Raw genomic sequence first — 19,798 nt, 5'->3', positions numbered from 1 at the left:
CGTGCGCAAGATGACCGCCCGGTCCGTGGTGCTCAGCGTGCTGCTGGGTGCCCACCCCGCGTGGGCCACCGCCAGCGACTTGATAAGGCTGACAACAGATTTCGGTATCAAAGAGGCGACGATACGGGTGGCGCTGACCCGGATGGTCAGCGCCGGTGACTTGATTCGGTCAGCCGACGGGTATCGGCTCTCCGACCGCCTGCTGGCCCGGCAGCGGCGGCAGGACGAGGCGATGCGCCCGCGTACCCGCGCCTGGCGCGGGCACTGGCACGTGGTCGTCGTCACCAGTGTCGGCACCGACCCGCGAACCCGGGCGGCTTTGCGAAACACCATGCACGACAAGCGGTTCAGCGAGTTGCGGGAAGGTGTCTGGATGCGTCCGGACAACCTCGGCCTGGACTTGGCGCCCGATGTCGCCGCCCGGGTGCGGGTGCTGCGGGCGCGCGACGACGCGCCGGCCGCGCTGGCCCGGCAATTGTGGGACCTGACGCAGTGGGCCGACGTGGGCCGCGGGTTGCTGGCGGAGATGGACCGTGCGACCGACGTGCCCGGGCGGTTCGTTGTGGCCGCCGCCATCGTGCGTCACCTCAATACCGACCCCATCCTGCCCGACGAACTGCTGCCCGCGGACTGGCCCGGTGCCCAATTGCGGGCGGCCTACCACGACTTCGCCACCGAACTGGCGGAACTGCGTGACACGACCCAACTCCAGGAGGCGACATGAGCGATGTGGTGCGGGTGGAGCGCGACGGCCCGGTGACCACGGTCTGCATCAACCGGCCCGAGGCACGCAACGCCGTCAACGGCCCGACGGCGGCCGCGCTGTACGCCGCGTTCGAACGGTTCGATCGCGACGACAGCGCTTCGGTGGGGGTCTTGTGCGGCGAGGGCGGAACGTTCTGCGCCGGAGCCGATTTGAAAGCCTTCGGCACACCGCAGGCCAACTCGGTGCACCGCACCGGCCCGGGCCCCATGGGACCGTCGCGCATGATGCTGTCCAAACCGGTGATCGCCGCCGTCGACGGCTATGCGGTGGCCGGCGGCCTGGAGCTCGCCCTGTGGTGCGACCTGCGGGTCGCCGAGGAGGACGCCGTGTTCGGGGTGTTCTGCCGGCGCTGGGGCGTTCCGCTGATCGACGGCGGAACGGTGCGGTTGCCGCGCCTGATCGGGCACAGCCGCGCGATGGACATGATCCTGACCGGCCGCGGCGTCAAGGCCGACGAGGCGCTGGCGATCGGTCTGGCCAACCGGGTGGTGCCCAAAGGCCAAGCGCGCCAGGCCGCCCAGGAGTTGGCGGCCGAACTCGCCGCGCTGCCGCAGCAGTGTCTGCGGTCGGACCGGCTGTCGGCGCTGCACCAGTGGGGCCTGCCCGAGTCCGCGGCGATGGACCTGGAGTTCGCGAGCATCTCCCGGGTCTCCGCCGAGGCGCTGGAGGGCGCCGGGCGCTTCGCCGGCGGAGCCGGCCGGCACGGCGCCCCGGCGAGTTAACCCTTGGTGACGGTGTTGTTCGGGCCGATCTTGTTGATCTCCGGGTCGCCGTCTTTGTAGGTGACGGTGTTGTCCATCCCCAGCACCGTGATGCGCTTGTTGACCTTGTCGAGGGTGATCTTGTTCTTGGTGCCGCCGACGCTCACCGTCTCGCAGTTGCCGTTGACGGTCAGCGTGTTGTCAGAGCCGGTCACGTTCAGCGACTTGCCCTCTTCGCAGGAGATGGTGGCGGTCTGCCCCACGTAGGCGTAGACAACGGTGTCGCCCACCTGCACCGAGGTGCTGATGGTGGGGCCGCCACCGGTGGTCGACGTCGTCTCCGCGCTCCCGCTGCTGGTGGTCGTCGACGACTTCGTCGAGGACGAACTGCTGCTCGCGGGCGGCCCGGCGGTCGAACTGCAGCCGGCCAACCCGACGGCCGCGGCGATGGCCGCCGCCGACAGGGCAAGTCCGGCCACCCGGAATGTCTTGGCAGTTCCCTTGGCGCGCATGGTTACTCGATTCCTCCCGTGAAAAAGAACTGTCACACTCGCTCAGGGCCCAACACGCTGGATTCGGTTGACCATGCCCAGTTCGCGGCCGCGATCCCAGACGACCGGGTCACCGTTCTTGTAGAACACGGTCCCGTCGTACCCGTACACGGTGATGTCGTTGACGACGGTGTCGGCGATGACCGTGTTGCCCGTCCCCATCATCGTGACCGCCCAGCAGCTGCCTTTTGCGGTGACGATGTTGTTGGTGCCGTTGACGAAGAGCGTGGCGTCGCCGCAGTCGATCGTCGTCTCAACGCCCTGCCCGGTGATATGGGTGTCGCCGTTCTTCGCGTGCGCAACCGGAGCCGGCGCGGCCGGTAGGGCGACCACGGTCGCGGCGCAGGCTGCCAGCGTCCCCACGGCGGCTGTCCATTTCACTGCGGGCCCCCCTTCGTTGGGTGGGTGGTCTGCTCGATCAGACCTCGATTGAGATTACGTGCATTTAACTGCGTGACGACAGCCCCGTGGGCATTTATTCGCCAAAGCCGCGGCGCCGGCGCGACCACGGAGCGCCGCACCCGATGACTACGGCGCAGTCAACTAGAGTCATTAGTTAGCTCTGACGCCGCGCGCGCGGGGCCGGCCATCCCAACCGAAGGGTGAATCGCCATGGCAGCTCAGCCGGAACCACCGTCGGGTGGTGGCCGTGCGCGCGCCGGCAAGCCGGGAGCCCGTCAAGCGAAGCTGAGCCGCGAGGGCATCGTCGACGGCGCGCTGACCTTCCTGGACCGGGAGGGCTGGGATTCGCTGACCATCAACGCCCTGGCCACCCAGCTGGGCACCAAGGGACCGTCGCTGTACAACCACGTCGACAGCCTCGAGGATCTGCGCCGTGCCGTACGCATCCGGGTCATCGACGACATCATCACGATGCTCAACCGGGTGGGGGAGGGACGGTCCCGCGACGACGCCGTCCTGGTGATGGCCGGCGCCTACCGCAGCTATGCCCACCATCACCCCGGTCGGTACTCCGCGTTCACCCGGATGCCGCTCGGCGGCGACGATCCCGAGTACACGGCCGTGACGCGGGGAGCGGCAGCCCCCGTCATCGCGGTGCTGTCGTCCTACGGCCTGCAGGGCGAGGAGGCTTTCTACGCCGCTCTGGAGTTCTGGTCGGCCATGCACGGGTTCGTGCTGCTGGAGATGACCGGAGTCATGGACGAGATCGACACCGACGCCGTGTTCACCGACATGGTGCTGCGGCTGGCGGCGGGCATGGATCGGCGCACCGTCCAGGCAGCGGAGACGCCCTAGCCGGCGGCGCGAGCGTGAGGCCAGCTTCACGCTCGGACGCGACTGTGCGGCCAGCTTCACAGTCGCGCCACCTGGGGGACCTGTGCGGCTCGCGCGGGCGATGCCACCGTTTTTGACCTGCCAGACTCCGGGCGGGTATTGTGGGACCTCGTGCCTGGCGGCTAACGGCGCCTGAAGTAGCGGGCGTAAATGCCGGGCCAATTCGCGTGTCCACAATGCGACGGATGATGTTTTCCGGGCAAGCGCATGCGACACGCCCGGCCGCGGGGTAATGACGTTAGTCCGCGGAGGGGCATAACTGCAGTACAGGAACTTTTGAACAGCGCACTCGACAAGCACCACAAGAACAGCAACACAGAAAGCCGGTAGATGCCAACCATCCAGCAGCTGGTCCGCAAGGGTCGTCGCGACAAGATCGCCAAGGTCAAAACCGCGGCTCTGAAAGGCAGCCCGCAGCGTCGTGGCGTATGCACCCGCGTGTACACCACCACTCCGAAGAAGCCGAACTCGGCGCTTCGGAAGGTTGCCCGTGTGAAGCTGACGAGTCAGGTTGAGGTCACGGCCTACATTCCGGGCGAGGGCCACAACCTCCAGGAGCACTCGATGGTCCTGGTGCGTGGCGGCCGGGTGAAGGACCTGCCCGGTGTGCGTTACAAGATCATCCGCGGTTCGCTGGACACCCAGGGTGTCAAGAACCGCAAGCAGGCTCGCAGCCGTTACGGCGCCAAGAAGGAGAAGAGCTAATGCCGCGCAAGGGGCCCGCGCCCAAGCGTCCGCTGGTCAACGACCCGGTCTACGGGTCGCAGCTGGTCACCCAGTTGGTGAACAAAGTTCTGCTGAAGGGGAAGAAATCGCTGGCTGAGCGCATTGTTTATGGTGCGCTCGAGCAGGCCCGCGACAAGACCGGCACCGACCCCGTCATCACCCTCAAGCGCGCGCTCGACAACGTCAAGCCCGCCCTCGAGGTGCGTAGCCGCCGCGTCGGTGGCGCCACCTACCAGGTGCCCGTCGAGGTGCGCCCGGACCGGTCCACCACGCTGGCACTGCGCTGGCTCGTCAGCTTCTCGCGGCAGCGCCGGGAGAAGACGATGGTCGAGCGTCTGGCCAACGAGATCCTGGACGCCAGCAACGGCTTGGGGGCCTCCGTCAAGCGACGCGAGGACACCCACAAGATGGCCGAGGCCAACCGCGCCTTCGCGCACTATCGCTGGTGACGGCTTCCAGCGGAACCCGCTGGCGCATCCGATAGCTAACTGAGCAACGAAAGAGTGGGAAGACTTCTGTGGCACAGAAGGACGTGCTGACCGACCTGACGAAGGTCCGCAACATCGGCATCATGGCGCACATCGACGCCGGCAAGACCACGACGACTGAGCGCATCCTGTACTACACCGGTATCAGCTACAAGATCGGTGAGGTGCACGACGGCGCGGCCACGATGGACTGGATGGAGCAGGAGCAGGAACGCGGGATCACCATCACCTCCGCGGCAACCACCTGCTTCTGGAACGACAACCAGATCAACATCATCGACACCCCCGGCCACGTCGACTTCACCGTCGAGGTGGAGCGCTCGCTGCGTGTCCTGGACGGCGCCGTCGCGGTGTTCGACGGCAAGGAGGGCGTCGAGCCCCAGTCCGAGCAGGTGTGGCGGCAGGCCGACAAATACGACGTCCCGCGCATCTGCTTCGTCAACAAGATGGACAAGATCGGCGCCGACTTCTACTTCTCCGTGCGCACCATGGAGGAGCGGCTGGGCGCCAACGTCATCCCGATCCAGCTGCCGGTCGGCTCCGAGGGTGACTTCGAGGGCGTCGTCGACCTGGTCGAGATGAAGGCCAAGGTGTGGAGCGCCGAGGCCAAGCTGGGCGAGAAGTACGACGTGGTCGACATCCCCGCCGATCTGCAGGAGAAGGCAGAGGAGTACCGCACCAAGCTGATCGAGGCGGTCGCCGAGACCGACGAGGAGCTGCTGGAGAAGTACCTCGGCGGGGAAGAGCTCACGGTCGCCGAGATCAAGGGCGCGATCCGCAAGCTGACGATCACCTCCGAGGCCTACCCGGTGCTGTGCGGCAGCGCGTTCAAGAACAAGGGCGTGCAGCCGATGCTGGACGCCGTCATCGACTACCTCCCCTCGCCGCTGGACGTGCCGCCGGCCGTCGGCCACCCGCCCGGCAAAGAGGACGAGGAGATCGTGCGCAAGCCGTCGACCGACGAGCCGTTCTCCGCGCTGGCGTTCAAGGTCGCCACGCACCCGTTCTTCGGCAAGCTCACCTATGTCCGGGTGTACTCGGGCAAGGTCGACTCCGGTTCGCAGGTCATCAACGCCACCAAGGGCAAGAAGGAGCGTCTGGGCAAGCTCTTCCAGATGCACTCCAACAAGGAAAACCCGGTGGAGACGGCGTCGGCGGGCCACATCTACGCGGTGATCGGTCTCAAGGACACCACCACCGGTGACACGCTGGCCGACCCGAACAACCAGATCGTGCTCGAGTCCATGACGTTCCCGGACCCGGTCATCGAGGTGGCCATCGAGCCCAAGACCAAGAGCGACCAGGAGAAGCTGAGCCTGTCGATCCAGAAGCTCGCCGAAGAGGACCCCACCTTCAAGGTGCATCTGGATCAGGAGACCGGCCAGACCGTCATCGGCGGCATGGGCGAGCTGCACTTGGACATCCTGGTGGACCGCATGCGCCGCGAGTTCAAGGTCGAGGCCAACGTCGGCAAGCCGCAGGTGGCCTACAAGGAGACCATCCGCCGCAAGGTGGAGAACGTCGAGTTCACCCACAAGAAGCAGACGGGTGGCTCCGGTCAGTTCGCCAAGGTCCAGGTCAGCCTGGAGCCGTTCGTCAGCGAGGACGGCGCGACCTACGAGTTCGAGAGCAAGGTCACCGGTGGACGCATCCCGCGGGAGTACATCCCGTCGGTGGACGCCGGTGCGCAGGACGCCATGCAGTACGGCGTGCTGGCCGGCTACCCGCTGGTGAACCTGAAGCTCACCCTGCTGGACGGCGCCTTCCACGAGGTCGACTCGTCCGAGATGGCGTTCAAGATCGCCGGTTCCCAGGTGCTGAAAAAGGCTGCGGCACAAGCACAGCCGGTGATCCTGGAACCGATCATGGCCGTCGAGGTCACCACACCCGAGGACTACATGGGTGATGTGATCGGCGACCTGAACTCCCGCCGTGGCCAGATCCAGGCCATGGAGGAGCGGGCAGGGGCGCGTGTCGTCAAGGCGCACGTGCCGTTGTCGGAGATGTTCGGCTATGTCGGCGACCTGCGGTCCAAGACGCAAGGCCGGGCGAACTACTCCATGGTGTTCGACTCCTACGCCGAAGTTCCGGCGAACGTGTCGAAGGAAATCATCGCCAAGGCAACCGGCGAATAAGCGAAAACCCCGACGAGTAAGCTGACGCGGTTAGCACCGCGGCAAACCAAAGAAAAATCAACACTGCTTTTTTAAGCACCAACAGTCCAGGAGGACAACAAAGTGGCGAAGGCGAAGTTCCAGCGGACCAAGCCCCACGTCAACATCGGGACCATCGGTCACGTTGACCACGGCAAGACCACCCTGACCGCGGCTATCACCAAGGTCCTGCACGACAAGTACCCGGACCTGAACGAGTCCAAGGCGTTCGACCAGATCGACAACGCGCCTGAGGAGCGTCAGCGCGGTATCACGATCAACATCGCGCACGTCGAGTACCAGACCGAGAAGCGTCACTACGCGCACGTCGACGCCCCCGGCCACGCCGACTACATCAAGAACATGATCACCGGTGCCGCCCAGATGGACGGCGCGATCCTGGTGGTCGCCGCGACGGACGGCCCGATGCCGCAGACGCGTGAGCACGTGCTGCTCGCCCGTCAGGTGGGCGTGCCCTACATCCTCGTGGCGCTGAACAAGTCCGACGCCGTCGACGACGAGGAGCTGCTCGAGCTCGTCGAGCTGGAGGTCCGCGAATTGCTGGCCGCCCAGGACTTCGACGAGGAAGCCCCGGTGGTCCGGGTCTCGGCGCTGAAGGCGCTCGAGGGTGACGCGACCTGGGTGAAGTCGGTCGAGGACCTGATGGACGCGGTTGACGAGTCGATCCCGGACCCGGTGCGCGACACCGACAAGCCGTTCCTGATGCCCGTTGAGGACGTCTTCACCATCACCGGCCGTGGCACCGTCGTCACCGGTCGTGTGGAGCGCGGCGTGGTCAACGTGAACGAGGAAGTCGAGATCGTCGGCATCAAGCCCACCAGCACAAAGACCACGGTCACCGGTGTGGAGATGTTCCGCAAGCTGCTCGACCAGGGTCAGGCCGGTGACAACGTCGGTCTGCTGCTGCGTGGTGTCAAGCGTGAGGACGTCGAGCGCGGCCAGGTCGTCATCAAGCCCGGCACCACCACCCCGCACACCGAGTTCGAGGGCCAGGTCTACATCCTGTCCAAGGATGAGGGCGGTCGGCACACGCCGTTCTTCAACAACTACCGTCCGCAGTTCTACTTCCGCACCACTGACGTGACCGGTGTGGTGACGCTGCCGGAGGGTACCGAAATGGTGATGCCCGGTGACAACACCAACATCTCGGTGAAGCTGATCCAGCCCGTCGCCATGGACGACGGTCTGCGGTTCGCGATCCGTGAGGGTGGCCGCACCGTCGGCGCCGGCCGGGTCACCAAGATCATCAAGTAGCGCTCACCGCGCTACCAGACGCAAAATCCCCCGAAAACCGCGGTTTTCGGGGGATTTTGCGTCTTTTGGGCGCGCTAACTTGTGATCGGTATAGGCCGCGCGGCGCTACTCTGTCATCACCTTTTCGGGCGCCTGACCCGAGCACAGTGAGGGGAGAATGCACATGCTCGCGCGGTACATCAAGATGCAGCTGCTGGTGCTGTTGTGCGGCGGCCTGGTCGGACCGATCTTCCTCGTCGTCTACTTCACCCTCGGTTTCGGTCAGTTGCTGTCGTGGATGTTCTACGTCGGTCTGCTGATCACCGTCGCCGACGTGCTGGTGGCGATCGCGTTGACGTATTGGAGCGTCAACAACGCCGCCAAGAACGAAGCGCTCGAACAGTCCGGGGTGCTGGCCCTGGCCCAGATCACCGGTCTGGCCGAGACGGGCACCCGGATCAACGAGCAGCCGGTGGTCAAGGTGCAGCTGCACGTATCGGGGCCCGGGATCGCGCCGTTCGACAGCGAGGACCGGGTGATCGCGAGCGTGACGCGGCTGGGCAACCTGACGGCCCGCAAGCTTGTCGTCCTAGTCGACCCCACCACCAACGAATACCGAATCGATTGGGAGCGAAGCGCTTTGGTCAACGGGCTGGTGCCGGCTCAGTTCACCGTCGAGGAGGACAACCGCACTTACGACCTGAGCGGCCAGGCGGGCCCGTTGATGGAGATCCTGCAACTGCTCAAGGCGAACGGGATTCCGCTCAACCGCATCGTCGACATCAGGTCGAATCCGGGTCTGCGTCAGCAGATTCACGCCGTCGTGCGCAGGGCCGGTCAGCAGCAGGCGGGCCAGGCCGCCCCGTCCGCGGCGCCGCAGGCCTCGATCGCCGACCGGCTGCAGGAGCTGGACTCGCTGCGCGCCAGCGGCGTGGTGAACGACCAGGAGTACGCCAGCCGGCGCGCCCAGATCATCGCCGAGATCTGACGCCGAGATCTGACCGAGCGCCGATCGGCACCGAGCCATCGGGCTACCTAACTAGAACACGTTTCAGTTTCGCTGCTAGCCTGGCAAGCGGCGAAAGGGGACCAGTGGCTGATTCACTTCAAGGGCGGGTGGCTTTCATCACCGGAGCCGCGCGTGCCCAGGGACGTTCGCATGCGATCCGGCTCGCCCGGGAGGGGGCCGACATCATCGCCTCCGACATCTGCGGGCCGGTGTCAGGCACCCTGACCTACCCGCCGGCGACGCCGGAGGATCTTGCCGAGACCGTCCGCGCGGTCGAGGCCGAAGGTCGCAAAGTGCTGGCCCGCCAGGTCGATGTGCGCGACGACGCGGCGGTGCGCCAGTTGGTGGCCGACGGGGTCGAACAGTTCGGCCGCCTCGACATCGTGGTCGCCAACGCCGGGGTGCTGGGCTGGGGCCGGGTCTGGGAACTCACCGACGAGCAGTGGGACACCGTCATCGGAGTCAACCTGACCGGCACCTGGCGCACCCTGCGGGCCACCATCCCCGCCATCATCGAGGCCGGCAACGGCGGCTCGATCGTGGTGGTCAGTTCCGCCGCCGGCCTCAAGGCGACGCCCGGCAACGGCCACTACGCGGCAAGCAAGTTCGGCCTGACCGCCCTGACCAATACCTTGGCGCTCGAACTGGGCGAATACGGCATCAGGGTGAACTCCATCCACCCGTATTCGGTCGACACCCCGATGATCGAGCCCGAGGCGATGATGCAGGTGTTCGCCAAGCATCCCCGATTCGTGCACGCCTTCCCGCCAATGCCCATGCAGTACAAGGGTTTTATGTCACCCGACGAGGTATCCGACGTCGTCGTCTGGTTGGCCGGTGACGGGTCGGGCACCCTGTCCGGCACTCAGATCCCGGTCGACAAGGGCGCGTTGAAGTACTGATTGTCGTCCGTGCTATGAACTCCACGTGAGCACACACGGAATCGTGATCGTCGGCGGCGGGCTGGCTGCCGCCCGGACTGCCGAGCAACTACGCCGCGCGGAGTACGCCGGCCCCGTCACCATCGTCAGCGACGAGGTGCACCTGCCCTACGACCGGCCGCCGCTGTCCAAAGAGGTGTTGCGCAGCGAGATCGACGACACGGCCCTCAAGCCACGCGAGTGGTACGACGAGAAGGACATCACCCTGCGTCTGGGCCAAGCGGCCACCGGTGTCGACACCGCGGCACAGACGGTGACGCTGGCTGACGGAACCTCGTTGGGTTACGACGAACTCGTCATCGCTACCGGTCTGGTGCCACGGCGGATCCCGAGCCTTCCGGACCTGGAGGGCATCCGGGTGCTGCGTTCCTTCGACGAGTGCATGGCGTTGCGCAGCCACGCGTCCTCCGCCAAGAAGGCGGTGGTGATCGGTGCGGGCTTCATCGGCTGCGAGGTGGCGGCCAGCCTGCGTGGTCTCGGTGTGGACGTGGTCCTGGTGGAACCGCAGCCGACACCGCTGGCGTCGGTGCTCGGCGAGCAGATCGGCGCGCTGGTCACCCGGTTGCACCGGGACGAGGGCGTCGACGTGCGCACCGGCGTCGGGGTGGCCGAGGTCCGCGGCGACGGCCATGTCCAGACTGTGGTCCTCACCGACGGCACGGAACTGCCGGCCGACCTGGTGGTGGTCGGCATCGGCTCGCACCCGGCCACGAGCTGGCTCGAAGGCAGCGGTATCGAGGTCGACAACGGCGTCGTCTGTGACGAGGCCGGGCGTACCAGCGCGCCGCACGTTTGGGCGCTCGGTGACGTCGCCTCCTGGCTTGATGCCGCGGGACACCAAGTGCGCGTGGAACATTGGAGCAACGTGGCCGACCAGACCCGGGTCGTGGTGCCCGCACTGCTGGGCCGCGAGGTGCCCTCGGCGGTCGTGGTTCCGTACTTCTGGAGCGACCAGTACGACGTCAAGATCCAGTGCCTCGGCGAGCCCGAAGCCGACGACACCGTGCACATCGTCGAGGACGACGGCCGCAAGTTCCTGGCGTACTACGAACGCGACGGCGCCCTGGTCGGAGTTGTCGGTGGCGGGTTGCCCGGCAAGGTGATGAAGGTGCGGGCCAAAGTGGCCGCAGCGGTGCCGATTTCGGAGATGTTGGGCGCAGAGGGTTAGAACTGCCCCAGATAGAACCGGGAACCCTGGTCGTCGGTGCATTCGGCAGACAGGCCGTAGGGCTGACGTGACGGTTCGTCCAGCACGGTGCCGCCGGCTTCGCGCACCCGGGCCACCGCCGAGTCGATGTCGTCCACGGTCCACATCGGCACCGTGACGCGTCGCGGACTGCCGCCCGCCGCGCCCGACATCGGATGGGCGTCCTGCACCTGCCATCCGTCGGCGACGCGGCCCGGCTCGAATGTCCAGCCCAGCACCCGCCCGTAGAAGTCGCGGAAGCCGGCGGAGTCGGTCACGTCGTAGGTCACGTAGGAGAGCTCGCCAGGGCCAGATCCGTTGAGCGCCGGGCGTTCCCGGCCCGCGACCGGCTCGTACACCGCGAAAGACGCGCCCTGCGGGTCGGTGGCGTCCAGGGTGGTGCCGTGCTCGGTGCGACGGGTTTCGCCGACGCTGCCGCCCGCGCCGGTGATCGCCTCGCGCGCGCCCGCCAGGTCGGTGACGGCGTAGCAGCAGAACAAGCCCGGCGCGGCGCCGGCGCGGATGTCGGTTGGCAACTCGGTGTTGGTCACCCGGTGCGAGGCGGCGTCGACGGTCCACCCCAGCACGTGGGAGTAGAAGGCAGCGGCGCGCTCGACGTCGGGAACCGACAGCGAGATGAAGCCGAGGTCACCCTGCCTGATACCGGGGGTGCTCATCGGTCCGCTCAGCATCCAGCGGTGGCCGAACGGGTCGACGATGGTCGCGTTGCGCGCGCCGTGGCCTTCATAGATCTCCCGCTGCACCGTCGCGCCGTGCTCGCGAGCGCGCCGCAACGCCGCATCGGTGTCGCCGACATGCAGCATCAGGCTGACCGACACCGCTCCCGGCGCGGGACCCCGCAGGCCCAACTCGGGATACTCGTCGGCCAGGTACAGCACACCGTCGCCAATTTCGAGTTCGGCGTGCCCGATCCGCCCGTCGTCCATCACGATTGCTTCACCGACCAGCACGGCGCCGAATGCCGCGGCGTACCAATCGATCGCGGCGCGGGCGTCCCGCACGCTCAGGTAGGGGAGTGCGGCCGGACGAGGCGGCGCGGCGGAGTCTTGGTTCAATCCGGAAACGGTTGTGGTGGTGCCACTCATCAGAACTCCTTCGGGTAGTGACAGTGCGGACTCCAGCCGTCTGCGCAGCCGCGCGGCGAAGCCCGGATCGGGTTGCACCGGAAGGTCTTCGGTGTGCAGCACGTCGAGCGGATCGCGCTGACTCATGACGTGCCCCCTTCCGGATACTCTTTGCGGAACGCCTTCTTGGCGCGAACCAGCAGCGCCTCGGTGGCGTGCACGGTGCGCCCGAGCAGTGCGGCGCATTCGCCGACGCTGCAGTCGTCCATGTAGCGCAGGACGAGCACCGCGCGATGTGAGTCGCTCAGCCTGCTCAGCACGCTCTCGGCGACCAACCTGTCCAGTTCGGCGTCCCAGTCCCCGCTGTTCACCGCGGCTGACTCCAGCGGCTCCGCCGGATCGGCGACCGGCACCGGGTCACGCCGGCGCCGATAGTGGTCGGCCAGTTTGTGCCGCGCCACCCCCATCAGCCACGGCATGGCGATCGGCGGCGGGTCACCGTCACGTGCCGCGGCGCGCGCTGTTTGCAGCCCGGACAGAAAGGTCTCCGAGGTCAGATCCTCCGCGGTTCCGCGATCGCCGCAGCGGCGAAGAAAGTACCCGAAGACCACCGGCAGCGCCTCGTCGTACAACTCCAGCAGCGCGCTCGCGGCGTCGCGCTGGCGGTGCTGTTGGGCGCTCACATCCTTATACGTCGTTGTGGCGGACCGAACTCCGACGGGCTGACCGAAGATTTTTTCCGCACTGCCATCACTGCCAGTGCACCGGTGCGCCGTGGGCGTGGCACTCGGCCAGCACCCGTTCCTCGCCATCCGGCCATGTGGTGGCCCGCACCAGGAACTTCAGCGTGCCCTCCGGACCCTGGCGCGCCGGCTCGAGTGTCAGGTGCGCCAACGGTCTGCGCGTGTCGGCCTGCGCCGCCAGCGCATCGATTCCGGCCCGCACCGTCGCGCGTTCGTCCGGGGAGAGGTACTGCCAGACGATCGAGTGCCACAGCACGGTCAGCGCTCCGTCGGCGAGGGTGAGCCCGGTGACGGCGTCGGCCGCCGTCCGGCGTTCCACCTGGGCCGGTACCTGGCGGGCCACCGCGATGGCGCCGCGCAACCGTTTCAACCGGGCGTGCTGGTCGGGCCACACATAGCTCAGCACGGTCAGCTCCCCGCCGGATTCGGTCACGTCGATAGGCGCGATGTCGTACCCGCGCCGCTCGACGATCTGCAGCGGGCCACCAGGGGGAAGCTGGCCGTGCCAGGCGTCGTCGATGAGCACCGGAGAGTCGGACGGTCCCCAGCGGTTGCCGGCATACCGGTAGTGGTAATGGTCGGCGCGCAGATTGAGTCCCGCGCTGGTGCCGATCTCGAAAAGCCTTATCGGAAGCCGTGACTCGCCGTTGAGGTGCAGCAGGCCGCCGATCAGCACCGCTGAGCGGCCCACCTCGTTGGTCTGCGGCGGGTGCTGCAGCGCCGCACGCAATTCCTCGGCTCGCTCAGCCGCGACGAGCAAGATCTCGGGCCAGGCCCGCTGCGCGTCCCAGCTTCCGCCCGCACTGGGATACCAGCGTTGCAACTGCCCTGCCCGGCCGTCGAGCACCATCCGGTGCAACCCGCCGAGCAACCGCAGTGGCACCGCCTGACCCGATGAGGCGTCCTCGTGGCCGGCCAGGATCGTCGCGAACACTCCGCCGCTTTCGACGTCGCCGGCCACCAGGTCGAAGAGTTCGCCGTACATCGCCGAACCGGATCGCGCGCAGAATCTGCCCTGCGACCGCAGGGTGTGCAGCAGGTGTTCGGAGTTGCTCACTCGAGTGAGTCCAGGCCCGCGCCGACCACGTCGAACGCGTTCCCGAGGGCCTGCGGCAGCGAAACCGATTCGTCCCGCAGCCAGTGTTCGTAGGCACTCAACGCGACCCCGAGCATCGTCCAGGCGACGGTCTGCGGCATCAGGTCCGTCGCTCTGGCACCCGACCTGCGCGCCACGAAGCCGGCGATCACTTCCCGCCAACCGGCATACATTGTCATCGAATATGCTTGCAGTTCAGCAGTTTCCAGGATCACCCGCATGCGCTGGCGATGGCGGACCGACTCGCATTCGTCGAAGGTGTTGAACGCGAGCAGCGCCCCCCGCAACGCCTCGCGTAACGGCACCTGTGGATCCACGCCATCGAGCAGTTCCTGCAGCTGTTCGAGGTGGGCGTCGAAGTCGCCCCACGGGATCGCGTTCTTGGAGGCGTAGTAGCGGAACAGGGTCCGGCGTGCGATCCCGGCGGCATGGGCGACGTCGTCGACGCTGACTTCGGCAAATCCGCGCGCGGCGAACAGGTCGATCGCGACGTCGGTGATGTGCAGCGGTGTCGTCGAGCGGCGCCTGCCCACTCGCGTTCCCTGCAGCATCAGACCCTGCCCTTCCATTTCGGCACTCGATGCCATATTCTGACCCACGATCGTGATTGTGACCGGCACCACCCATCATTGTCGAACCCCTTCGATGAAAGGCAATCGTCATGGACAACGAAAACCAGACTGAGACCGAACTCGTCACCGAGACGCTGGTGGAAGAGGTTTCCATCGACGGCATGTGCGGGGTCTACTGACGGTGGCCGCGCCCGCGCCGGCCCGGGAGAGCGCGCAGTTCGACCCGGACACTGGCTGGCGCCTGCATCCGCAGGTGGCGATCCGGCCGGAACCCTTTGGGGCGCTGCTGTATCACTTCGGCACCCGCAAACTGTCGTTCCTGAAGAACCGCACCATTCTGACCGTGGTGCGGTCACTGGCCGACCACCCGGACGTGCGGTCCGCGTGCCGTGCCGCCGGAGTTGACGACCCCGACCAGGGCCCGTACCTGCACGCACTGGACGTGCTGGCCCGTTCGACCATGTTGGTACCCCGGGAGGCACAATGACCACCGCAGCCAGAGTCCCCGCACTGATCGAGCAGTTCGAGCGCGGGCTCGACGCGCCGATCTGCCTGACCTGGGAGCTGACGTACGCCTGCAACCTGGCGTGCGTGCACTGCCTGTCCTCGTCAGGCAAGCGCGACCCGGGTGAGCTGTCCACCCGTCAGTGCAAGGACATCATCGACGAGCTCGAACGCATGCAGGTGTTCTATGTGAACATCGGCGGCGGCGAACCCACTGTGCGGCCGGACTTTTGGGAGCTGGTGGATTACGCCACCGAACACCACGTCGGGGTGAAGTTCTCCACCAACGGGGTGCGCATCACCCCGGAGGTGGCGGCGCGGCTGGCGGCCAGCGACTACGTGGATGTCCAGATATCTCTGGACGGCGCCACTGCTGAAGTCAACGACGCCGTCCGGGGTCCGGGCTCGTTCGCCATGGCGGTGCGGGCGCTGGAGAATCTCGCCGCCGCCGGGTTCCGCGACGCGAAGATCTCGGTGGTGGTGACCCGGCACAATGTCGATCAGCTCGACGAGTTTGCCGAGCTGGCAAGCCGTTACGGTGCCACCTTGCGCATCACGCGACTGCGGCCGTCGGGGCGGGGCGCTGACGTCTGGGAGGACCTGCACCCCACCTCCGACCAGCAGGTGCAACTGTACGACTGGCTGGTGGCCAAGGGCGAGGGGGTGCTGACCGGCGACTCCTTCTTCCATCTGGCACCGCTGGGCTCGCCGGGCGCGCTGGCCGGGCTGAACATGTGCGGTGCCGGTCGGGTGGTGTGCCTCATCGACCCGGTGGGCGACGTGTACGCCTGCCCGTTCGCCATCCATGACCGCTTCCTGGCCGGAAACGTGTTGTCCGACTCAGGGTTTGGGACGGGTTTCGAAAACGTCTGGAAGAACGCCCCACTGTTCCGGGAGCTGCGCGAGCCGCAGTCCGCCGGAGCGTGCGGCAGTTGCGGGCACTACGACAGCTGCCGCGGCGGCTGCATGGCTGCCAAGTTCTTCACCGGCCTGCCGCTGGACGGCCCGGACCCGGAGTGCGTACAGGGCCACGGTGCGCCGGCGCTGGAAGCCGAGCGTGAGACGCCACGGCCGCGCGTCGACCACTCCCGCGGCAAGCGGCTCAGCGCCCCGGTGCCGTTGACCCTGTCCATGAGGCCGCCATCGCGGCTGTGCAATGAAAGCCCCGTATAACCATGGCAGACCAATGGTTTGAAACCGTCGCGATTGCCCAACAACGCGCTAAGCGACGGCTGCCGAAATCCGTCTATTCGTCGCTTATTTCCGCCAGCGAAAAAGGCGTGACTGTTGCCGACAATGTGGCGGCATTCAGTGAACTCGGATTCGCCCCGCACGTAATCGGGGCGAGCGCGAAACGCGACCTCTCCACCACGGTTATGGGCCAGGACATTTCGATGCCGGTGCTTATTTCACCGACCGGCGTGCAAGCGGTCGATCCGGACGGCGAGGTCGCCGTCGCGCGCGCCGCCGCGGCCCGGGGCACGGCAATGGGGCTGTCCTCGTTTGCCAGCAAGCCGATCGAGGAGGTGGTGGCCGCCAATCCCAAGATCTTCTTCCAGATCTACTGGCTCGGCGGCCGGGACGCGATCGCCGAGCGCGCGGAGCGGGCGCGGGCGGCGGGTGCGGTCGGATTGATCGTCACCACCGACTGGACGTTCTCGCACGGGCGTGATTGGGGCAGCCCCAAGATCCCCGAAGAGATGAACCTGAAGACCATCCTGAAGCTGTCGCCGGAGGCGATCACGAAACCGCGCTGGCTGTGGAACTTCGGCAAGACCATGCGGCCGCCGGACCTGCGGGTGCCCAACCAGGGCCGCCGCGGCGAGCCGGGCCCACCGTTCTTCGCCGCGTACGGCGAATGGATGGGCACACCCCCGCCCACCTGGGAGGACATCGCCTGGCTGCGGGAACTGTGGGGCGGTCCCTTCATGCTCAAAGGCGTGATGCGCGTCGACGACGCCAAAAGAGCGGTGGACGCCGGTGTTTCGGCGATTTCGGTCTCCAACCACGGCGGCAACAACCTGGACGGCACGCCCGCGTCGATCCGCGCGCTGCCCGCTGTGGCCGAGGCCGTCGGCGACCAGGTCGAGGTGCTGCTCGACGGCGGCATCCGCCGGGGGAGTGATGTCGTCAAGGCCGTGGCGCTGGGCGCCCGAGCGGTGATGATCGGGCGGGCCTACCTGTGGGGTCTGGCGGCGGCCGGCCAGGCCGGCGTCGAGAACGTGCTAGACATCCTGCGCGGCGGTATCGACTCCGCGCTGATGGGCCTCGGGCATTCCTCCATTCATGACCTCACCGCCGACGACATCTTGATCCCGTCCGGGTTCACCCGGGAGTTGGGCGTGCGCTGACCGCGCCGTAATCGGCCGGATTACGCATTGTCTGGCCGTATTGCGAAGCCGCCTTTTCCGTGCGCTGCGCTCTACCACAGAGACGGCGCCCCGGGAATGGTCAGTTGCCCGAATCTGGTGCTGGCGTTGCAGTCGTGGCAAACGAGCAGCGATTTCGCCTATCGATCAACATCGCGGAAAAAAAAATCGATAGATAGGGCAACAATCGGTGCACGCCAGGTGAATTCGTCTTACCATCGGCGGGTGCCTGTACACGGCGAACTGGGGGATTCGACGTCGAGCCAACTATCCATATCCGCATCGCCGTCAATATTGATTCCGCTAGGGGCTACCGAACAGCATGGTCCGCACCTGCCTTTGGACACCGACACTCGGATCGCCGCGGCTGTCGCCCGCGCCGTGGGTGAGTGTCTCGACTGGCTGTTGGCTCCCGCGATCGCTTACGGCGCCAGCGGTGAGCACCAGAGTTTCGCCGGAACGATTTCGATCGGCACCGACGCCTTGACCATGCTGTTGCTGGAGTACGGAAGGTCGGCCACCTGCTGGGCCCAGCGGCTGGTGTTCGTCAACGGTCACGGTGGCAACGTCAGTGCGTTGCGGACGGCGGTCGGCCGGTTGCGTGCCGAGGGCCGCGATGCCGGTTGGTGCGCCTGCGCCTGCGCTGGCGGCGATGCGCATGCCGGCCACACCGAAACCTCCGTGTTGCTCCACATCTCGCCGGGCGCCGTGCACACCGACCGCATGCTCGCCGGAAACGAAGCGCCGCTGCGCGAGTTGTTGCCGTCCATGCAACGGGGCGGGGTCGCCGCGGTCAGTCGCATCGGAGTGCTGGGGGATCCGACCACGGCCACCGCGGCCGAGGGGAAGCGGATCTTCGCCGAGATGGTCGACGACTGTGTCCGGCGCATCGACCGGTGGGCCCCTGGTGCGGACGGGATGTTGACGTGACCGCGCCGATGACCCGGCTTCCGGATGGATTCGCCGTGCAGGTCGATCGTCGCGTGCGGGTGCTCGGCGACGGCAAGGCTCTGCTCGGTGGTTCGCCGACCCGCCTGCTGCGGCTGGCGCCTGCCGCTCAGGGCATGCTCTGCGACGGCCGTCTGAAGGTTCGCGACGAGGTCAGCGCCCAGCTGGCCCGCACCCTGCTGGACGCCACGGTGGCCCACCCGCGCCCGGCCACCGGCCCGTCCCACCGCGATGTCACGGTCGTTATCCCGGTGCGGGACAACATAACCGGCGTCCGGCGGCTGGTCGCCTCACTGCGTGGGCTGCGGGTCATCGTGGTGGACGACGGGTCTGCGACCCCGATCGAACTGGAAGACTTCGCCGGAGCGCATTGCGACATCGAGGTGCTGCACCACGTGCGCAACAAGGGTCCGGCGGCGGCCCGGAACACCGGTCTGGCGGCGTGCACCACTGATTTCGTCGCGTTCCTGGATTCCGATGTGGCACCACGCCGCGGCTGGCTCGAAGCGCTGCTCGGCCACTTCTGTGATCCCACGGTTGCACTGGTGGCGCCCCGCATCGTCGGCCTGGCGCAGGATGAGAACGTGATCGCCCGCTACGAGGCGGTGCACTCGTCACTGGATCTGGGTCTGCGCGAGGCGCCGGTGTTGCCGCACAGCGCGGTGTCCTATGTTCCCAGCGCGGCGATCGTGTGCCGGACGTCCGCGATCCGGGGGGTCGGCGGGTTCGACGAGACCATGCACTCCGGCGAGGATGTCGACCTGTGCTGGCGACTGGTCGAAGCCGGCGCCCGGTTACGGTACGAACCCATCGCGCTGGTTGCCCACGACCACCGGACCGAGTTGCGGGACTGGATCGCGCGCAAGGCGTTCTACGGGGGCTCGGCGGCGCCGTTGTCGGTACGGCATCCCGACAAGACCGCTCCGGTGGTGATCTCCGGTTGGGCGTTGACGGCCTGGATCCTCATGTCGCTCGGAACCGGCCTGGCCCAACTGGCCTCGGTCGTCATAGCCGTCCTCACCGGCCGCCGGATCGCCAAGGCCCTGCGTGGTGCCGACTCACCCGTCGAGACCTCCCTGTGGGACGTGGTCGTGATCGCCACCCGGGGACTGTGGTCGGCGGCGCTGCAATTGGCATCGGCGATCTGCCGGCACTACTGGCCGGTGGCCCTGCTGGCGGCGATGCTGTCACGGCACTGCCGGCACGTCGTGGTGGTCGCGGCGATCGTGGACGGGGTGGCCGACTGGTTGCGCCGCCGGGACGCCGTCGGCGAGGACGCCGAACCGATCGGATTGCTGACCTTCCTGCTGCTCAAGCGCATCGACGACCTGGCCTACGGAATCGGCCTGTGGTACGGAGTGCTGCGCGAACGCAACATCGGCGCGCTCAAGCCACAGATCCGGACGTAAC

The 19,798-nt window shown here is 67.0% G+C and carries 22 protein-coding genes; 16 read left to right on the top strand and 6 right to left on the bottom strand.

The annotated features are described in order from the left end of the window. Nucleotide 1: 1 nt before the first annotated feature. A complete protein-coding gene (locus QXK92_RS14455) occupies nucleotides 2-724 on the top strand; it encodes a PaaX family transcriptional regulator C-terminal domain-containing protein (protein WP_306242262.1) in 723 nt (240 codons plus the stop codon). Beyond that, nucleotides 721-1,488, top strand: a complete 768-nt coding sequence (locus QXK92_RS14450; protein ID WP_306242261.1) for a crotonase/enoyl-CoA hydratase family protein — start codon at nucleotides 721-723, stop codon at nucleotides 1,486-1,488. The genes QXK92_RS14455 and QXK92_RS14450 overlap by 4 nt, the downstream gene beginning before the upstream one ends. On the opposite strand, the gene QXK92_RS14445 is transcribed toward QXK92_RS14450, so the two are convergent. Continuing rightward, the gene (locus QXK92_RS14445) at nucleotides 1,485-1,979 is read right to left on the bottom strand and encodes a DUF3060 domain-containing protein (RefSeq protein WP_306242260.1); all 495 of its coding nucleotides are present in this window, start codon (nucleotides 1,977-1,979) and stop codon (nucleotides 1,485-1,487) included. The two genes, QXK92_RS14450 and QXK92_RS14445, sit on opposite strands and share 4 nt — an antisense overlap. Nucleotides 1,980-2,021: 42 nt before the next feature. Further along, nucleotides 2,022-2,399, bottom strand: coding sequence for a DUF3060 domain-containing protein (locus QXK92_RS14440; RefSeq protein ID WP_371934172.1), 378 nt, complete (start codon nucleotides 2,397-2,399; stop codon nucleotides 2,022-2,024). Nucleotides 2,400-2,630: 231 nt separating this feature from the next. Between QXK92_RS14440 and QXK92_RS14435 the strand changes: the two genes are divergently transcribed. From QXK92_RS14435 to QXK92_RS14400, 8 genes are all read left to right on the top strand, one after another. Then, on the top strand, nucleotides 2,631-3,275 hold the full coding sequence (locus QXK92_RS14435; RefSeq protein WP_306242259.1) for a TetR/AcrR family transcriptional regulator: 645 nt from the start codon (nucleotides 2,631-2,633) through the stop codon (nucleotides 3,273-3,275). A gap of 369 nt (nucleotides 3,276-3,644) precedes the next feature. Continuing rightward, on the top strand, nucleotides 3,645-4,019 hold the full coding sequence (rpsL, locus tag QXK92_RS14430; RefSeq protein WP_007167812.1) for a 30S ribosomal protein S12: 375 nt from the start codon (nucleotides 3,645-3,647) through the stop codon (nucleotides 4,017-4,019). Beyond that, complete coding sequence (rpsG, locus tag QXK92_RS14425; protein WP_036352615.1) at nucleotides 4,019-4,489, top strand: 30S ribosomal protein S7; 471 nt, start codon at nucleotides 4,019-4,021, stop codon at nucleotides 4,487-4,489. Before rpsL ends, rpsG begins: the two co-directional genes overlap by 1 nt. A gap of 68 nt (nucleotides 4,490-4,557) precedes the next feature. Further along, the gene (gene fusA, locus QXK92_RS14420) at nucleotides 4,558-6,663 is read left to right on the top strand and encodes an elongation factor G (RefSeq protein ID WP_306242257.1); all 2,106 of its coding nucleotides are present in this window, start codon (nucleotides 4,558-4,560) and stop codon (nucleotides 6,661-6,663) included. 102 nt (nucleotides 6,664-6,765) lie between these two features. Beyond that, nucleotides 6,766-7,956 (top strand): elongation factor Tu, encoded by a 1,191-nt coding sequence (gene tuf, locus QXK92_RS14415; RefSeq protein ID WP_055578873.1) that lies wholly within the window; start codon nucleotides 6,766-6,768, stop codon nucleotides 7,954-7,956. A 163-nt stretch (nucleotides 7,957-8,119) separates the two neighbouring features. After that, nucleotides 8,120-8,923, top strand: a complete 804-nt coding sequence (locus QXK92_RS14410) for an SHOCT domain-containing protein (RefSeq protein WP_306242256.1) — start codon at nucleotides 8,120-8,122, stop codon at nucleotides 8,921-8,923. Between the two features lie 104 nt (nucleotides 8,924-9,027). Further along, complete coding sequence (locus QXK92_RS14405; RefSeq protein WP_306242255.1) at nucleotides 9,028-9,846, top strand: mycofactocin-coupled SDR family oxidoreductase; 819 nt, start codon at nucleotides 9,028-9,030, stop codon at nucleotides 9,844-9,846. Between the two features lie 25 nt (nucleotides 9,847-9,871). Beyond that, nucleotides 9,872-11,053 carry an NAD(P)/FAD-dependent oxidoreductase gene (locus QXK92_RS14400; protein WP_306242254.1) on the top strand — a complete coding sequence of 394 codons (1,182 nt, stop codon included), beginning with the start codon at nucleotides 9,872-9,874 and terminating at the stop codon, nucleotides 11,051-11,053. Here QXK92_RS14400 and QXK92_RS14395 read toward each other — a convergent pair. From QXK92_RS14395 to mftR, 4 genes are all read right to left on the bottom strand, one after another. Then, nucleotides 11,050-12,303 (bottom strand): VOC family protein, encoded by a 1,254-nt coding sequence (locus QXK92_RS14395; protein ID WP_306242253.1) that lies wholly within the window; start codon nucleotides 12,301-12,303, stop codon nucleotides 11,050-11,052. The two genes, QXK92_RS14400 and QXK92_RS14395, sit on opposite strands and share 4 nt — an antisense overlap. Further along, a complete protein-coding gene (locus tag QXK92_RS14390) occupies nucleotides 12,300-12,839 on the bottom strand; it encodes an RNA polymerase sigma factor (protein ID WP_306242252.1) in 540 nt (179 codons plus the stop codon). The genes QXK92_RS14395 and QXK92_RS14390 overlap by 4 nt, the downstream gene beginning before the upstream one ends. Before the next feature lie 67 nt (nucleotides 12,840-12,906). Next, entirely contained in the window at nucleotides 12,907-13,956 is a 1,050-nt protein-coding gene (locus tag QXK92_RS14385) for a DUF2332 domain-containing protein (protein ID WP_306242251.1), read from the bottom strand. Then, the gene (gene mftR, locus QXK92_RS14380; RefSeq protein WP_306244434.1) at nucleotides 13,953-14,546 is read right to left on the bottom strand and encodes a mycofactocin system transcriptional regulator; all 594 of its coding nucleotides are present in this window, start codon (nucleotides 14,544-14,546) and stop codon (nucleotides 13,953-13,955) included. Before mftR ends, QXK92_RS14385 begins: the two co-directional genes overlap by 4 nt. 110 nt (nucleotides 14,547-14,656) lie before the next feature. Here mftR and mftA point away from each other — a divergent pair, with 110 nt between their 5' ends. From mftA to mftF, 6 genes are all read left to right on the top strand, one after another. Beyond that, nucleotides 14,657-14,746: a mycofactocin precursor MftA gene (gene mftA / locus QXK92_RS14375; RefSeq protein WP_036352637.1), complete on the top strand. Its 90-nt coding sequence runs from the start codon at nucleotides 14,657-14,659 to the stop codon at nucleotides 14,744-14,746. Continuing rightward, on the top strand, nucleotides 14,731-15,054 hold the full coding sequence (mftB, locus tag QXK92_RS14370; protein WP_306242250.1) for a mycofactocin biosynthesis chaperone MftB: 324 nt from the start codon (nucleotides 14,731-14,733) through the stop codon (nucleotides 15,052-15,054). The genes mftA and mftB overlap by 16 nt, the downstream gene beginning before the upstream one ends. After that, nucleotides 15,051-16,244 (top strand): mycofactocin radical SAM maturase, encoded by a 1,194-nt coding sequence (gene mftC / locus QXK92_RS14365; RefSeq protein WP_306242249.1) that lies wholly within the window; start codon nucleotides 15,051-15,053, stop codon nucleotides 16,242-16,244. Before mftB ends, mftC begins: the two co-directional genes overlap by 4 nt. Nucleotides 16,245-16,246: 2 nt before the next feature. Continuing rightward, complete coding sequence (gene mftD, locus QXK92_RS14360; protein ID WP_306242248.1) at nucleotides 16,247-17,422, top strand: pre-mycofactocin synthase MftD; 1,176 nt, start codon at nucleotides 16,247-16,249, stop codon at nucleotides 17,420-17,422. Nucleotides 17,423-17,641: 219 nt separating this feature from the next. Beyond that, complete coding sequence (mftE, locus tag QXK92_RS14355; RefSeq protein ID WP_306242247.1) at nucleotides 17,642-18,370, top strand: mycofactocin biosynthesis peptidyl-dipeptidase MftE; 729 nt, start codon at nucleotides 17,642-17,644, stop codon at nucleotides 18,368-18,370. A gap of 8 nt (nucleotides 18,371-18,378) precedes the next feature. Next, the gene (mftF, locus tag QXK92_RS14350) at nucleotides 18,379-19,797 is read left to right on the top strand and encodes a mycofactocin biosynthesis glycosyltransferase MftF (protein WP_371934557.1); all 1,419 of its coding nucleotides are present in this window, start codon (nucleotides 18,379-18,381) and stop codon (nucleotides 19,795-19,797) included. The last annotated feature ends 1 nt before the right edge of the window (nucleotide 19,798 follow it).

The organism is Mycobacterium sp. TY815 (assembly GCF_030755135.1).
Lineage (GTDB): Bacteria > Actinomycetota > Actinomycetes > Mycobacteriales > Mycobacteriaceae > Mycobacterium.
The sequence above is the reverse complement of the archived record's forward strand: the minus strand, read 5'-3'. Positions and strand labels throughout refer to the sequence as shown.

Bases quoted from the DNA above. Each gene is read 5' to 3' on its own strand.
- QXK92_RS14450 (WP_306242261.1), top strand. From the start codon at position 721: ATGAGCGATGTGGTGCGGGTGGAGCGCGACGGCCCGGTGACCACGGTC.
- QXK92_RS14445 (WP_306242260.1), bottom strand. From the start codon at position 1,979: ATGCGCGCCAAGGGAACTGCCAAGACATTCCGGGTGGCCGGACTTGCC.
- QXK92_RS14435 (WP_306242259.1), top strand. From the start codon at position 2,631: ATGGCAGCTCAGCCGGAACCACCGTCGGGTGGTGGCCGTGCGCGCGCC.
- rpsL (WP_007167812.1), top strand. From the start codon at position 3,645: ATGCCAACCATCCAGCAGCTGGTCCGCAAGGGTCGTCGCGACAAGATC.
- rpsG (WP_036352615.1), top strand. From the start codon at position 4,019: ATGCCGCGCAAGGGGCCCGCGCCCAAGCGTCCGCTGGTCAACGACCCG.
- QXK92_RS14410 (WP_306242256.1), top strand. From the start codon at position 8,120: ATGCTCGCGCGGTACATCAAGATGCAGCTGCTGGTGCTGTTGTGCGGC.
- QXK92_RS14395 (WP_306242253.1), bottom strand. From the start codon at position 12,303: ATGAGTCAGCGCGATCCGCTCGACGTGCTGCACACCGAAGACCTTCCG.
- mftR (WP_306244434.1), bottom strand. From the start codon at position 14,546: ATGCTGCAGGGAACGCGAGTGGGCAGGCGCCGCTCGACGACACCGCTG.
- mftA (WP_036352637.1), top strand. From the start codon at position 14,657: ATGGACAACGAAAACCAGACTGAGACCGAACTCGTCACCGAGACGCTG.
- mftC (WP_306242249.1), top strand. From the start codon at position 15,051: ATGACCACCGCAGCCAGAGTCCCCGCACTGATCGAGCAGTTCGAGCGC.
- mftD (WP_306242248.1), top strand. From the start codon at position 16,247: ATGGCAGACCAATGGTTTGAAACCGTCGCGATTGCCCAACAACGCGCT.
- mftF (WP_371934557.1), top strand. From the start codon at position 18,379: ATGACCCGGCTTCCGGATGGATTCGCCGTGCAGGTCGATCGTCGCGTG.